The 11,898-nt window shown below is 64.9% G+C and carries 12 protein-coding genes; 9 read left to right on the forward strand and 3 right to left on the reverse strand.

All coding sequences use genetic code 11. From position 1 onward, the window contains the following. Positions 1-66: 66 nt before the first annotated feature. Positions 67-1,371 (reverse strand): M20/M25/M40 family metallo-hydrolase, encoded by a 1,305-nt coding sequence (locus H6718_02250; GenBank protein ID MCB9584185.1) that lies wholly within the window; start codon positions 1,369-1,371, stop codon positions 67-69. 176 nt (positions 1,372-1,547) lie between these two features. Here H6718_02250 and H6718_02255 point away from each other — a divergent pair, with 176 nt between their 5' ends. The 8 genes from H6718_02255 to H6718_02290 all read left to right on the forward strand — a co-directional run bounded on the left by H6718_02255 (position 1,548) and on the right by H6718_02290 (position 8,879). Further along, positions 1,548-2,327: a phosphocholine cytidylyltransferase family protein gene (locus tag H6718_02255; protein ID MCB9584186.1), complete on the forward strand. Its 780-nt coding sequence runs from the start codon at positions 1,548-1,550 to the stop codon at positions 2,325-2,327. Between the two features lie 3 nt (positions 2,328-2,330). Beyond that, a complete protein-coding gene (locus H6718_02260) occupies positions 2,331-3,152 on the forward strand; it encodes a haloacid dehalogenase-like hydrolase (GenBank protein MCB9584187.1) in 822 nt (273 codons plus the stop codon). A gap of 292 nt (positions 3,153-3,444) precedes the next feature. After that, positions 3,445-4,587 carry an acyl-CoA dehydrogenase family protein gene (locus H6718_02265; GenBank protein MCB9584188.1) on the forward strand — a complete coding sequence of 381 codons (1,143 nt, stop codon included), beginning with the start codon at positions 3,445-3,447 and terminating at the stop codon, positions 4,585-4,587. A 75-nt stretch (positions 4,588-4,662) separates the two neighbouring features. Then, positions 4,663-5,379, forward strand: coding sequence for a hypothetical protein (locus H6718_02270; protein MCB9584189.1), 717 nt, complete (start codon positions 4,663-4,665; stop codon positions 5,377-5,379). 51 nt (positions 5,380-5,430) lie between these two features. After that, positions 5,431-6,171 (forward strand): SDR family oxidoreductase, encoded by a 741-nt coding sequence (locus tag H6718_02275; protein ID MCB9584190.1) that lies wholly within the window; start codon positions 5,431-5,433, stop codon positions 6,169-6,171. Continuing rightward, positions 6,168-7,817: a tetratricopeptide repeat protein gene (locus tag H6718_02280; protein MCB9584191.1), complete on the forward strand. Its 1,650-nt coding sequence runs from the start codon at positions 6,168-6,170 to the stop codon at positions 7,815-7,817. Before H6718_02275 ends, H6718_02280 begins: the two co-directional genes overlap by 4 nt. Positions 7,818-7,918: 101 nt before the next feature. Next, complete coding sequence (msrA, locus tag H6718_02285; GenBank protein MCB9584192.1) at positions 7,919-8,572, forward strand: peptide-methionine (S)-S-oxide reductase MsrA; 654 nt, start codon at positions 7,919-7,921, stop codon at positions 8,570-8,572. 55 nt (positions 8,573-8,627) lie between these two features. Then, the gene (locus H6718_02290) at positions 8,628-8,879 is read left to right on the forward strand and encodes a hypothetical protein (GenBank protein MCB9584193.1); all 252 of its coding nucleotides are present in this window, start codon (positions 8,628-8,630) and stop codon (positions 8,877-8,879) included. 3 nt (positions 8,880-8,882) lie between these two features. Here the strand turns inward: H6718_02290 and H6718_02295 are convergent, their stop codons facing one another. Both H6718_02295 and H6718_02300 read right to left on the reverse strand, forming a co-directional pair. Next, positions 8,883-9,743 carry a hypothetical protein gene (locus tag H6718_02295; GenBank protein MCB9584194.1) on the reverse strand — a complete coding sequence of 287 codons (861 nt, stop codon included), beginning with the start codon at positions 9,741-9,743 and terminating at the stop codon, positions 8,883-8,885. A gap of 67 nt (positions 9,744-9,810) precedes the next feature. After that, complete coding sequence (locus tag H6718_02300) at positions 9,811-10,200, reverse strand: PilZ domain-containing protein (GenBank protein MCB9584195.1); 390 nt, start codon at positions 10,198-10,200, stop codon at positions 9,811-9,813. Positions 10,201-10,497: 297 nt separating this feature from the next. Here H6718_02300 and H6718_02305 point away from each other — a divergent pair, with 297 nt between their 5' ends. Continuing rightward, complete coding sequence (locus tag H6718_02305) at positions 10,498-11,874, forward strand: penicillin-binding protein (protein ID MCB9584196.1); 1,377 nt, start codon at positions 10,498-10,500, stop codon at positions 11,872-11,874. Positions 11,875-11,898: the final 24 nt, after the last annotated feature.

The raw sequence follows: 11,898 nt of genomic DNA on the forward strand, positions 1-11,898 counted from the left end.
GGCTATTGAGTGGGCGAAGCCAGGGGTATGGCGAACGCCGAATTGCGTAAAGAGGGATCCGTCAGATCAGCCCAGGCGCTCGCAGATCTGATCCAGGATCGCGAAACCCTGCTCGAAGTGCTCGAGCTTCGCTTGCTCGTTGGGCGCGTGATAGTAGGTCGAGCGCCCGAAGCCGGTGATCTGCACGTCGAAGCCGTTGCGCTGCAGATCGCGCACCAGCGGAAGTGAGCCGGTCATCGAGTACTGATGGGCTCCGTCGGGACCGCGCACGCTCTTCATCGCGTCGACCAGCGCCTTCAGGCCTGGTGAATCCAGGTGGCAGGCGATCCCCTCCATGGTCCGACCTTTGGGGACCAGCTTCACGGAGCCGCGCTGGCCTTGCGCCGTCATGTAGCGAGGGAAACCCGGCAGCTCGTCCGCCGTCTGGAGCTTCTGGTTCAGCTCTTCCACGAACTTCACGGCGCCCGCCATCGCCTCGCCCATATCGTAGAACGGCACCAGGCGAATATCCCCGCGGATTATTGCGTCACCGGGGATCTTGGTGATCTTCTCGTTCTTCACGTGGATCACCGTGCTCTTCAGGGTCGAGCTCGAGACGAAGCCCCAGCGTTCCTCATCAGGATGCGTGGGGTAGGCTCCAGCGAACCACTTCACCAGCTCGAAGGCGACGTGCATGCCGAGCTCGAGGGCGTTGACGCAGTTCTGGGTCATGCCCGAGTGGCCGCCAACGCCCTGCACCTGAAGTTCCCACATACCGGTGCCGCCGGTGCCCACGGTGGGGCCGAAGTCTGCGCTGTCGAGCCAGTAGATGGGGCCGTCCTTGAGGGGCTCCATCGCGCCGGAGCTGACCACGTAGTCGAGCCCGCACTCGGCGATGGGTGCTTCCTCTTCGTTACTGATCAGCACGACCTGGATGCGCCGCTTCGGTCGCTCACCGCGCTCGGCGATCTGCGCGATGAAGTCGGTGAGCACCGCGACATGGCCCAAGCAATCGGTGACGCCACGCCCGTAGAGCGTTCCGTCATCGCCGACCCACAGCTCGAAAGGATCCCGCTCCCAGTTCTCGGCTTCGCGATCCGCGGGGACGACGTCAAAGTGCGCGCCGACGAAGCCGATGCTCCCCTCGCCTGTGCCCTCGATGGTGATCACTAGGCTCGGGCGCTTCTCGTACCCCGGTCCTGCAAGCCGCTCGACCTTGAGAAAGCCACTCGCCACGTGAGGCGCGAGCGCCTCCTCCACGATCTCGGCGACCAACACCTCTTCCGGGATCAAGCCTGCATCGGGCGAGTTTTGAAGCTTCGGTCCCAGGCGGATCATGCGCCCCAACAGATCCAGGAAGCGGTCACGGTTCAGCACGAGGGGTTGGCTCATATGGCCTCGGACCATCGCCAAAAGCACCGCCAAGCTCAACCGCTAACGAGATTTCGGAGCCGCTTTTTCCGCTGGTCCAGCGACTACGCAAGGCATGCGCGGGGCACGCTGTAAGACGCGGAAGCTTCAGCCTGGCTTGCGCATTCACGGCGCAGCGCGACACACTCCAGAGGCCCATGAAAGCCATCATCATCGGCGCCGGTCGCGGCAGCCGCCTTCAGCACAAGACAGACGAAATTCCGAAGACGTTGGTTCCGGTCATGGGTCGGCCCATGCTCGACTGGATCCTGGACGCGCTGGGGGAAGCAGGGGTCCGGCGCGACGACATCATCTTCATCTGCGGGTACGCCGAGGAGGTGGTGCGCGCACGTCACCCCGAGTTCACGTATGTCCGCAATGATCGCTGGGAGCACAACAACATCCTCGCGTCGCTGATGTGCGCTCGGGAACACCTCCAAGATGGCTTCATCTCGACCTACGCCGACATCGTCTACGACGGAGCGATCGTGAAGAAGCTCCTCGCGAGCCCCCACGATCTCGCGCTGGGCTGCGACACGGACTGGCGCCGCCGCTACGTCAACCGCAGCCAGCACCCAGAGAGCGACGCTGAGAAGCTGCGCGCTGACGGTACACGCGTCCTCGAGATCTCCCGCAAGCTGCCCGGCGACGACGCGAGCGGCGAGTTCATCGGGGTGATGAAGGCGACGCCTCAGGGCGCAACGCAGCTCATGCAAGCGTTCGACCACGCGGAGCGCCGCTTCGGCGGTGGCATGTATCGCGAAGGGCGAACCTTCGAGAAGGCATACCTGCTGGATCTCCTCGCGGAAATGCTCGAAAGCGACATCGAAATGCATCGCGAAGACACCCACGGGGGCTACATGGAGATCGACACCTTGGAAGACCACGCTCACGCCGACAAGTGGTGGAACGAGCGACGCGATCCGGAGGGACGCTAGTCCATGCGAGGCACCCGAGGAGAATCCGACAGCGTCACGCCCCCCGCGGAGCTACCCGTCCGCCTCGCCTCCGAGCAGCTGATCGAACGCCTCGAAGTCCTGGCCAAAGAGCACTCCGGCGGCGCCCTCGCCTTCGATGGCGACGGCACGCTGTGGGTCGGCGACGTTGGTGAAGATGTGTTTCACGCGCTGCTGTTCGAGCGTGGGTTGAAGGACGCTGCGGCGGAGCCACTCCGAGCATTCGCTTCCCAGTACCAGCTGGAGACCCATGGCACCCCCGAAGAGGTCGCGCTCAGGATCTTCCAAGCGTACTTGGCGGAAGACGTGCCAGAGCGAGAAGTCTGCGAGCTGATGGCCTGGTGCTTCGCCGGCTGGAGCCGAAGCGAGATCGAGATCTTCGTCTCGCGAGTGCTCATCGAGCGCGGTCTCAACGGACGCCGCATCGCGGAATCCAATCACGTACTGGATTGGGCGCGGCAGGCCGGGTTGCGCTGTCTCTTGATCAGCGCATCGCCCCACAGCGTCGTCGAAGTGGCCGGCGGTCTGTACGGATTCGCAACGGACGACATCCATGGCATCCGCACGGAAGTGCTAGACGAAGTCATTCAGCCTCGCGTCATTGAACCGTCGACGTATGGCCTAGGGAAAGCGCGGACAGGGCGCAGCGTGCTCGGCGACGTACCGTGGCTCGCGGCCTTTGGAGACAGCGGCTTCGATGCCGCGATGATGCGTGAAAGCCAGCTGGGAGTGGGCGTGCGCCCAAAGGGAACGCTGCTCGCGGAGCTTGGCCAGCTCCCCCACGCAGTGATCTTGCTCGAGAGCTGAGCGGCGCGACGACGGTCAGGCGCGGCGACTGGCCACCGAGCCTAACCCCCAACCCCTACATCGACTCCCTCGTCGCAACGACTTGGTCAATGGGGCTGTAAATCTGCAGGTCGCACGGCACGAAAAACGCCGTTTGCACGATCTCGACATGCAGGCGTCGGTGTTTGGCCGTCGCGACGAAACGGCTTCCTGACAGGCTTTGCGGCGTGCTTCGAAAGGACCGCCTGAAAATGGCGCGGCCGCGACCTCACTTCGCTTGTGACGCGGCGCTCTACGAGTAAGGTTCCGCGCCATGGATTTCCAGCTGACCGAAGAGCAAGCCATGCTCCAACAAACCGCTCGTGAGTTCGCCGATCGCGAGATCGCTCCCAAGGCGGCGGAGTTCGACAAGCAAGCGCGCTGGCCCACCGAAATCGTGAAGCAGATGGCGGACCTCGGCTTCCTCGGCATGATGGTGCCGACGGAGTACGGCGGCTCCGGGCTCGACGCGATCAGCTACGTGCTGGCGATGGAAGAGGTCAGCCGGGGCTGCGCCTCGTGCGGAGTGATCATGAGCGTCAACAACTCGCTCTTCTGCGACCCGGTGCTGAAATTCGGCACGGAAAAGCAGAAGCAGGAAATCCTGAGCGTGGTTGCCAGCGGTGAGAAGCTCGGCTGCTTCGGCCTCACGGAGCCGATGAGCGGCTCCGACGCCCAGACCATGCAGACGGTCGCCGAAAAAAAGGGCGACAAGTGGCTGATGAACGGCAGCAAGAACTTCATCACCAACGGCCCCCACGCCGACTACATCATCGTCTTCGCCGTCACGGATAAGAGCGGCCCCAAGGTGAAGCACACCGCCTTCATCGTGCCGATGGATGCACCCGGCGTGACCGCCGCCCACCACGACGAGAAGATGGGCATCAAGGCCGCCCACTCCTGCACCATGTTCTTCGAGAACGTGGAGCTCGGTGACGACGCGATCCTCGGGGAAGTGGGCTCTGGCTTCAAGGTGGCGATGGCCACTTTGGACGGCGGACGCATCGGCATCGCGGCGCAAGCCCTCGGCATTTCCAAGGCAGCGCTGGAGAAGAGCGTCGCCTACGCCAAGGAGCGCAAGGCATTTGGTCAGCCCATCGCCAAGTTCCAGGCGATTCAGTTCAAGCTCTCCGACATGGCTACCGAGCTCGACGCCGCGCGCTTGCTAACGCTGCGCGCCGCCGCGATGAAGGACCAAGGCCAGCGCCACAGCCTGGAGAGCGCCGCCGCCAAGCTCTACGCCTCCGAGGCGTCGACCCGCATCACCCACTCCGCAATCCAAATCCACGGTGGCTACGGCTACACCACCGAGTACGGCATCGAGCGTCACTACCGCGACGCGCGCATCACCGAGATCTACGAAGGCACGAGCGAGATCCAGCGCCTGGTGATCGCAAACTCCGTGCTCAAGGCCTGAACATTCCCGGGGGAAAAGCTCTTGTCTCTTCTAAGCCGCACCGCTCATCAGACTCGCCCGCTACCCGCTCTAGCCTTGCGTATCGCGACTTGCGCGCTCAGCCTCGGCCTCTTCACGCAAGCCGCGTGCGGTGGTGGGGATCCCCCGCCCAAGACGCCATCGCAGGAGACGGACGACGACGGAAGTGACCGCGTCGAGCGACCTCCGCTCGATGTCTCCGCGGAGATAGGCGCGCTGGACGAGGGCGCAGTGACGAAGACCTTCGAGGCCGCGCTGCCGGACCTCGAGGCCTGCATGAAGACCGGCGCGAATCGCGTGGAGTTCATCGGCGGCGCCGTGCAGTTCAGCCTGAAGATCAACCAGGGCGGCTCCCTGACCGAGGCCTACCTCGAGCGCACCACCCTCGGCGATCGCGACACGGAGAAGTGCCTGCTCACCGCGCTCGGCAAGCGCACCTGGCCCGCGCCTCAAGGTGGTGTGCACGGGCTCGCCCACAAGGGCTTCGAGTTCGACATGGTGAACGACGTGCGCCCGCCGGTGATCTGGGACTCGTCCGAGGTGCAGGAGACACTGGATACACTCGGCAGCAAGATCTCCGAGTGCAAATCGGGCACCTCCGGCGACTTCGAAGTCACCATGTACATCGGGACCCGTGGCCAAGTGCTTGGCGCAGGCGTCGCTCAGTCGAACGCTAGCGATGACACCGCCGCCGACTGCCTGGTCGACGTGCTCAAAGAGGGCAAGTACAAGAGCCCAGGCTCCTGGCCCGCCAAGGTCAGCTTCCACCTCTAAATCCTTCCCCTGCGGAAACGCAGCCTCAACCAGCACTAGGCGCAAGAAGGAATGACCCAGCTCAGAGCCCTGGTCACCGGCGCGGGCACCCGCGTTGGTCAAGCGATTGCGCTGGCCCTGGGTGGGCGCGGCGCGAAGGTCGCGGTCCACTATCACTCGAGCCGCGAAGGCGCGGATCACACCATCGAGCAGATCCGCGCGGCAGGGGGTGACGGGGTCGCGCTGCAAGCCGACTTGAGCGATCGCGCGTCGGCGAAGCAACTCGCACTGGACGCCGTGGACGCGCTTGGCGGCCTCGACCTCCTGGTGCCGAGCGCCGCCAACTTCGAACGCGTGGCGTTGGACGACGTGGACGACGGCTACTGGGACCGCGCCATGGATCTCAACCTCCGCGCGCCATTCCTCCTCGCTCATGGCTGTCGCGAGGCGCTCAAGCAGAGCAAGGGCTCCATCACCTTCATCACCTGCTCCAGCGCCACCGTGCCGTTCCGCAATCACCTGCCGTACACGGTCTCCAAGGCCGCGGTGCGCCACCTGATGCGCACCTTGAGCCTCGAGCTCGCGCCGGACGTGCGGGTGAACGCCATCGCGCCGGGCACGGTGCTGCCGCCCCCTGACATGAGCGAGGAGGCTCTCGCGCTCTTGACCAGCCGTATCCCGCTGAACAAGGTGGGCTCCGCTCAAGACATCGCGCGCACAGTGCTGTTCTTGCTCGATAGCCCCTTCATCACGGGGCACGAGGTGCACGTCGATGGTGGCCGCAGCGTCGCCGGCTTCGAGCGCTTCGTGTGATTGCCTCGCGGAATCACCGTTTCGGCAGAGCATACGCCGCGCTAGTCGTCGCCTCCAGCCTGGCCGGTTGTGGGGGAGAGGTCCAACGCACGGGCGCCAAGGATCCACCGCGAGCTGAAGCGCACCGCGCGAAGATGAACGCGCTCTGGAGCCCCGCACGCCAAGCGCGCCTGGAGAAGGCCGTTCGCTCCGCCTCGCCGGCGTTTGGCGATGCGGACGTGGAGCGCCTTGGGGAGCGCGTCGATGCGTGGACAGACGCCTGGGTCATGACCGCGGCGCAGACCGACCGTGCGCAGCAGACGGGCGACCTCCGGAGTGCCGAAGCGACCGCAGTGAGGGCGTGCCTGGCGGTGGAGAGCACACGGTACGCTGCGCAGCTGGACGGCTTGAGCCAGGGCTGCCTCGAGCCCGGATGCCACGCAGAGCGCGTCGCGAACCTCGACTGGGACCTGGTTGAGGCAGAGCAGTCCAGCCGCGCCTGCATGCACAGAGCGCACTACAAGGCCTATCTGGGCACGAACCTGGCACGCCCTGAAGCCATCGAGACCCAAGGAAAACTCTTGGCGCTGGACGCGCTGGGCGACGCCCCGCAGCTCGAGCGTTCCCTCACGGCAACACTCAAGCGTCAGCGCTCCGCGTCGGCCTTTCGCACGCGGCTGTTGATGCTCGAAGCGAGGCGCCTCCTTCGGGCTCTGCACCCTGAGGCCGCGCTCGCGCTGATCGACGAGGCCGTACCGGAAGCTCAACGACGAGGCGATGCGCTGCAACTCGCGGCCCTCCAGACAGAGCGAAGCAACGCGCACCTGGCACTCCAGGAGTTCCCCGCAGCGCTGGCAGATGCGACCCGCGCCCTCGAGAGCTCGCGGCGCGCGCTGGGCGACGAGGGCGACGAGCGCCCGGAAATAGCTAGTGCTCGAGCGCACCTGGCCGACGTCGCCATCGCAGGCCCCAAGCCCGACTTGATCCAGGCCGCTCAGCAGCTAGAACGCGCCCGCCTCGCGCTGACTCGCACCCTCGGGCCGACTCACCCATACACGGCGCAAGTCGAGCTCTCTCTGGGCGGACTCGCCGCCGCCACTGGCCACGCGGAAGCGGCGCGACACTGGCTCACTCGCGGAACCTCGAGCACCGCAGCCGCGTTTGGAACCCAGCACCTGCTGATGGCCAACGCAGTTCGCTTCAACGCCCACGCTGAGTCGGCCCAGGGGAACACCAGAGCCGCCCTCGCGCTGTACGCTCGCGCTCTGGAGCTGGAGCGTCGAGTGCTGGGAGAAGTGCACGCGCGTGTCGCCCAGGGCTGGGAGGCGCTGGGCGTGCAGCAACGGCTCGCAGGGCAACCGCTGGCGGCACTGGCTAGCTACCGCCACAGCCTGCAGATCTGTCGCAAGCTCTACGGAAAGGCGCATCCGCAAGTCGTGGTGACGCTGCTCAGTATGAGCAGCACCTACGCCGCGCTGGACAGACCCACAGACGCGCTGCGCGAAGCGGAGCGCGCCGAGGGACTCCTGGCGAGCATCCCCGAACACCAGCGCGCGCGCCTGGCTCCGCTGGTGTGTGAGACGCTGAGCGACCTGAACGCCACGCTGGGTCGCTCGAATGAAGGCGCTTGGAGCTGCGAGCCGTCGAGTCCAGGCCCGAGCCACTGAAATGGCCCGGTTGCTCGCTGAACCGGATTTCCGTAGGGCAAGCGAACGGGCCAGGAAGCTCAGGGCTGGGCAGGCAGCCACGCGCGTCTTATGCTCCACCCATGTTCTTCAGCCGCAAGCCTGCTCGCCTCCCCACTCCGGAAGAAGCCTTGAAGGGCCGCTCGGAGCCGCTCAAGGTAACGAACGAGCATTTCGTCAACGGGGCGCCGCTGTATCCTCCTTTCCCGGGGAAAGAGCTCGCGCTCTTCGGGCTCGGGTGCTTCTGGGGAGCGGAACGTAAGTTCTGGCAGACCCCGGGGGTGTACTCTACTTCCGTGGGGTACGCGGCGGGCCTCACCCCCAACCCTACCTACGAAGAGGTGTGTAGCGGCATGACCGGGCACAACGAGGTCGTGCGGGTGGTGTTCGACCCGGACGTCGTCTCCTACGACGAGCTGCTGAAGGTGTTCTGGGAGGCCCACGACCCGACTCAAGGCATGCGCCAAGGCAACGACAGCGGCACACAGTACCGCTCCGGGATCTACTGCTACGGCGCCGAGCAAAAAACCCAAGCGGAGCGCAGCAAAGCTGCTTTCCAGGCGGAATTAAAGGCCGCTGGTTACGGCGAGATCACGACCGAGATCCTAGAGGCGCCGGAGTTCTACTACGCGGAGGGTTACCACCAGCAGTACCTGGCAAAGAACCCCAATGGGTATTGTGGTCTAGGGGGGACGGGGGTGAGCTGCCCTGCTCCTCTTGAGCGGCCCGCGGGCTAGCGCGCTGTCCCAAGCTGCGTTTTGCAAAGCTCCGCGCACGCGCTAGAACGCGGTCATGAAGCACCGCGAAGAGCGTGAGTTCGCCATCCACCTGCACCTGACGGCGGAGTTCCCCGAAGACTACGAAGGGGAACAGGACGGCTTCGCGTGGCACAAACGCTTCCAGGAACGGGTGCGTCCGGCCCTGCTACGGGCCGTCGTGGATGTTCTCCGTGCGGAATCGGGCGCGGAGGTCGTGGCTGCGCCGCGAGGCCGCAACCCTGAAGACGCCGTCGAGTTCAACGTCAGCTTCAGCCAGAAGCGCTGACGCCTACTCGCTGGCGTCGGCCTTGGTCACCGGCGAGATGCCGATCACCAGCGACCGCGGGTTCTTGCTCGTCGCCTTCTTCGCGGCGTCTTCATCACCATCCACGCTCACGGTGATGCTCTCGGAGTCTACACCGACGCCAGCCAGCGCTTCAGCGACCTGGCTCAGACGAAGCAAGGTCGAGTCGGCGTTCGCGTCACTCCCACGCTCGGAAATGTCCAGCTTGAAGCTCACGCCGTCGCCACCCCGAGCACGCTTCGCGATCCGCATCAGGCGTTGGCTCCCCGCGCTCGAGAGCGTCCCGTCCTCGGCGTACATCTCCGCAGCAGGGAACTGCAGCACTGCGACACCACGCTCGGAGCTAAGCTTGACGTTGCCCTTGGTAATTTCCGTGTGAAATTCAAGCGTGAGATCACGCATCAAGAGCACTTGGGCCTGGCTGGCTCTTTCCACCTGTCCCAGCTGATGGGCCTCTTGTTCCTTCTGCTTGAGCTCCTGCGCCAAGCGCTCCCGCTCGCCAGCGTAGGCCTTCAGGTGCGTACCCACACGAGCCAGCTCGCCACGCAGCTGCTCGACCATTGCCTCCGCCTCGTCGCGTTGCTTGAGCGCGACGTCGTAGTCGAACGTCGCCTGGGCGACCGCGTCGCCATCCTTCTGAACAGTGGCCTTCTTATCGGCGAGCTCGCGCTCAGCCTTATCCAGGCGCTTCGTTAAGTCGTAGACTTTCTCCGCAGTCTCGCGATGTGCGCGCTGTTCGACGCGCAATGCCGACTGCGCTTCTTCGACGCGAGCGTTGGGCACCAAGCACCCGCTCAGAGACGAAGCAGCGAGAAGAACGAAACCAGCGGTGAGTACAAGGCGCATGATCAACAGCAGTAGGTCGAGCGTGTTCGGTTACGCAACATCTTGGCGCTGATTGTTCGCGACGGGATCAGGCGACCAGCGCCCCACGCAGCGTCGCGAGATCCACGTGCTCCGCCAGGCTCAAGCGATCCGCGTCGCTCACGCGCTCGAAGCGAAACGCCTGCTGGGCTCCGTAGCTCCAGATGCGTCGCGCCAACACCCGGATCGCCCCGTGTCGCTCCGGCAAGTAGAGCTCCAAGGTGAGCAAGCTCGGTCCGGCGCCCGCCCCGCGCGCGCGCACGATGATCGCGCCAGAAGCCGACAGCTCGACGCAGCGCGAGCTCGCCTTCAAACTGCCTTCCCGTATGGTAACGGCGAAGTCGGTGCGAGCCCGCGCCCCACGGCGCACGCGCAGTGCATGTGCTCTGGCTGTACGCTCGAACCGCCCCTGAAAATCCACGGTGTCGCTGTTGCTCATGTGTGGCCTCCCCACGTCTCAGCTCAGACACCCTGGCTGCCGACCGAGGTGTGCTGCGTGTTGTGGAAACCCGGTCTCGAAGAACCGGACTTGCGACTGAGATCGTAAGGAGGGCCGCTCCAGCGGGGCCAACTTCGAGCAAGTAAGCACTGCACTCTCCCGCGTAAGGTCTGAGAACTATTGAATTCTGCAAGCACTTACTGACGACTTACGGAAACCTAGCCAGAGCGATGTAAGGCTCTGTCGCACATGTAGGTTTCTTGGCCGCCGGCTGCCGCGCTCTTTAAGCGATGGGGCGTGCTGCCGACCAATCTGCCCTCAGTCCGCGACCTGCTCCTGCAAGCGGAGCACTGGTTTCCCAGCTCTCGCAGTCTACTCGACCGCGCGCGCCCAACCTGGCGCACGGCGCTGCCAATCGTGCTCTCATTGGGTGTTCTCGCTGCCATCCCGCACACGCTCCATGCGGAAGCGAGCGCTGCGGAAGCTCAGGTAGCCACCGAAGGAAAGCCTTCAGAACCGCCGACCGCAGCCGTCATCTTGGCTTCCACAGGGGCGGACACCAGCATCCCGACGACAGAGCCCAAGGCGCCCAAAGTCGACCTGGGACATGTCCGCTACGACCAGGGCAAAGCCTTTGCAAAGACTGACGACGGCAGCGAAGCGGAGCTCACAATAGACCCTCGGGTGCAGCACGGCGCCGAGCGTCTGTTGCGCCGCGCCCATCCCGTACGTGGAGCGATTATCCTCACGGATATCCGAACAGGAAAGGTGATCGCGGTCGCCGACGCGAGCCACGACAAGTCAGCCGACGGTCGGGTCGCCTTTGCGTTCGCCGCGCCCACCGCGAGCCTCTTCAAGATGGTGACTGCCGCAGCCCTGCTGGAGCATGCGCGCGTCTCGCCGAAACTCCGGGTATGCACCGACGGCGGCCATCGGCGCATCGAGCGCAAACACCTCGAGCCGGCAAAGGGGGCACACGCGCTCTGCGCGCCATTCTCCAGCGCGCTTGGCCATAGCCGCAACGCGGTCTTCGCCCAGCTCGCGACCCGCTTCCTGATGCACGATCAGCTCGCGGAGACCGCAGAGCGCTTCGGCTTCAATCGAGACTTGCCGTTTTCCCAGAAGGCCATCGTGGGCCACAGCGAGATCCCCTACAACGACCTCGAGTTCGCGCGCTCCGCAGCGGGCTTCGGCGACACCCAGTTCACCGCGCTTGGCGCTGCCCACGCCGCATCGATCATCGCCCTGGGGGGTCGCGACTCCGAGCTCACGCTGGTTGAGCGCTGGAAGGACTACCAGGCGCCTGAAAGCGTCCAGCTTGGAGATCGGCGCTTCAAGTCCAGCACCGCGCGCCAGCTGCGCAAGATGATGGAGCTCACGGTCAGCGGCGGAACTTCCCTTGAGGCCTTCAGCCGCAAGGACGGCATCAGCTACTTGCCGAATATCCGGGTCGCTGGGAAGACAGGCACCCTCAAGCCAACCCGCAAGTCCCCTACTACCTCATGGTTCGTGGGCTTCGCGCCGTCTCGCTCACCCCACGTCGTCGTCAGCGTGCTGCTGATGAACGACGACGTCTGGTACTACAAGGCAAACGAAGTCGCGCGGGACGCGCTCCGTCTCTACTACGAGAAGCAACCCGGCGTGACGAACCCGTTCGAACCCGAGCACGACTGAACCACCGCCCCCCAAGCGGTGGTT

This window comes from Polyangiaceae bacterium (assembly GCA_020633205.1).
GTDB lineage: Bacteria > Myxococcota_A > Polyangia > Polyangiales > Polyangiaceae > JAHBVY01.